This window comes from Pedobacter frigidisoli (assembly GCF_004331675.1).
Lineage (GTDB): Bacteria > Bacteroidota > Bacteroidia > Sphingobacteriales > Sphingobacteriaceae > Pedobacter > Pedobacter frigidisoli.
Genome location: NZ_SJSN01000051.1, coordinates 1 through 1,959 on the forward strand (window position 1 = coordinate 1; position 1,959 = coordinate 1,959).

Annotated in this window: 3 protein-coding genes; all 3 read right to left on the reverse strand. The window is 36.8% G+C overall.

Annotated elements, in window-relative coordinates; all coding sequences use genetic code 11:
* Window positions 1-511: 511 nt before the first annotated feature.
* On the reverse strand, window positions 512-1,132 hold the full coding sequence (locus EZ449_RS22430) for a hypothetical protein (RefSeq protein WP_131563117.1): 621 nt from the start codon (window positions 1,130-1,132) through the stop codon (window positions 512-514).
* Window positions 1,133-1,307: 175 nt separating this feature from the next.
* Window positions 1,308-1,685, reverse strand: a complete 378-nt coding sequence (locus EZ449_RS22435) for a hypothetical protein (RefSeq protein ID WP_131563119.1) — start codon at window positions 1,683-1,685, stop codon at window positions 1,308-1,310.
* A gap of 6 nt (window positions 1,686-1,691) precedes the next feature.
* On the reverse strand, window positions 1,692-1,959 hold a 268-nt coding region (locus tag EZ449_RS22440; RefSeq protein WP_131557664.1), incomplete at its 5' end, for an IS66 family transposase.

The following is a 1,959-nucleotide window of genomic DNA, read 5'->3' on the forward strand; positions in this document are numbered from 1 at the left end:
AAGGCGTCAAACTCCCCGTCATCCATCTCAAGGTACTTTTTTACCGTTCTGCGGTTACAGTTCAGCGCCTTGCTGATCTTTGAAGCTGAACGTCCGGCAAGGGACATTCGCTTAATTTCATAATACATCATAAATTTGTTCAAGAATGCGTGCATATTCATCAGTTGTCGTAAGCCGATGAAGGTCGTATTAAACGGTGGGGTTTAATTATCCTACCGTTTTTTTTGTGCACTCTTGTTGCCGTTTTTGGTGTATTCTTATTTGCCGATTTCTGTGCAGATTAACTTACTGATTACAAGCAGGCAACGTTTTGGGGCTTTGCGATGTGGCGGAATTAACCAACTGTCTGCCCGGAACTGAAGCTAAATTTATAACTAAAAGCCGAAGTTAAAACTACTGCCCAACAGAATTCCGTCCGACGAATATAAAGTTTGGATATGCACTGCTGATGATTGCTGCAAAGTAATGCACCAATTGCACAAAACCTGATGTTGGCTGCCATTTTTTTTTGTCAAATGATTGGTGGCTCGCCAAAAAATAATTTTGTCAACTTGTCTTTTAATGAAAGTTTGTATCCGTCTGGCAATAAGTTTTCAAAGCCTAATGACTTAAACGCAACAACTCTAACTTTCCAATTTTGGTTATAAAGTTGTTGTCGCAATTTGTCAATTATTGAACTTTTATTTCTTAGTGAATTATTGTCTAAATAGTTAGGAAGTGTCCAAATTGATGCAAGCTTAACATTCAAGTTTTCAGCGTCAACTTCCTTATAAAGTCTGTCAACAATTTTTTGTACAAATGGCTTGCTGTCGTTCTCTATGTATGAAAATTCTTGTAAATTATTTAGAATGTCATTCGGTTTACTTGATTGTTTTGCAGTTTCTAAAATATCGTCTAATAAGTCAACATAAAACTGTCCCCAATTTTCTGTGTCCATAGAAAGAGCCTCTGAAATTATGGGCAATGCCATTAAATCATTGTCAAATTTGACTTGATTTATTTCATTTTTAAACTTCTGTTGATTAGAATTAGCATATTTCAAAACTTCACTTAAAACCATCTTTTTTTCGTATTCGCCCACGTCCCAAAAACTATCAATTTGCGCTTTAAACTTATTTACAAACTCATTCATTTTTATTCTTGCTATTTGTGTTGTGAAGAGTGTCCACTAAATGGCAGCCAATGTTTTGGGTATTGCCGAAAGCGGAGACTTTAGCACAAAAGTTCAATCGAAGAACTGAAGTTGAACTTAGCACTTCAGCCGCCATATTGCCAAACCGAAATTGCCTGCTGGTGTTTTCCACGTGTCAGTCAAAATTGTATGGATAGCCAATTTCGTTCAAGTCAGTTTCAAGTTGCTCCCAATCTTCGAGTTCGTCAACGATTGATAAGACCATTTCTTTTGTCAAAGTTTGTCCACCGTAAATTTTTGTTACTGTGTCCAACGGAATGCCACTTTCTTTATAGCTTTCTTCAAAATAGTCTGTCGCCCAATCAATATAAATTTGAGGTTGTCCGTCAAAAATGTTTAGCATTTCTTCTGAATTGTCCTCATAGTTTTCTACTTCTCCAATCTGCCAATTTTTTTGCTTGGTTGTCCATAAGCAAAAAGTTGTCCCGATTGATCTTACGGGTTCGCCAAAAATAAAAGTATCGAAAATTGGTATGCAGCCTATAAAGTACATATTTAATTAACCATTTATATTTTTAAAGTTCTGTGGATACAGGTCTTTAATTTTCTTGTGGTTTATGGACATAATATTTTCCAGCGTGTATTTAAGCCACTTGTAGGGATTAACCTCATGTTTTTTGCAGATCGCAAAGAAAGAATAGATCATTGCTGATCTTTGCGCCGCTTCGTGGCTTCCTGCAAAGAGATAGTTTTTCCTGCCCAGGCTCACCGGTCTTATTGCATTTTCTACCAGGTTGTTGTCGATTTGAAGGCTGCCATCATAAAGG